Here is a 437-nt window from a genome sequence, read left to right on the forward strand (position 1 = left end):
TTCATTGCAACAGCCTCAGGACTCAGCGCAACGCGTTGCGCTGAGTCCTGAGTCGCGAATCCGGGTAGGCAACCCCAGAGGGGCCGGAATCCCCCGGCCCGCGATGGAGGGAGGCCGGCATGTCCAGACCCAAGCCGTCCGGGAGGTCGTACGGGAGGCTCACGAGGCACGAGAGGAACACGGTCGAGAGGATGCTCGACCGCAACCGCAGCGCCCGCGATATCGCCGCGGAGCTCGGCAGGTCGCCCTCGACCGTGACCAGGGAGGTTGCGGCGCACCGCTACGTCACCGCGCCGCGCTCGCGCTACGGCGAGCCCGCGCCCGCGGACCTCTCGGGGGCCTGCCCCAGGCTCTCCGCGTGGCCGAGGTGCTGCAACGGCTGCTCGCACAGGAGGGGCTACGGCTGCTCGAGGAGGCCCAGGGTGCTCTACAGCGCC

Annotated in this window: 1 protein-coding gene; it reads left to right on the forward strand. The window is 71.2% G+C overall.

Annotated elements, in window-relative coordinates; genetic code table 11:
- Positions 1-119: 119 nt before the first annotated feature.
- The coding region (locus DWV32_RS10335) for a helix-turn-helix domain-containing protein (protein ID WP_187361867.1) at positions 120-437 on the forward strand (318 nt) is incomplete at its 3' end.

It is taken from the genome of Collinsella sp. AF04-24 (genome assembly GCF_003465685.1).
Taxonomy (GTDB): domain Bacteria; phylum Actinomycetota; class Coriobacteriia; order Coriobacteriales; family Coriobacteriaceae; genus Collinsella; species Collinsella aerofaciens_AP.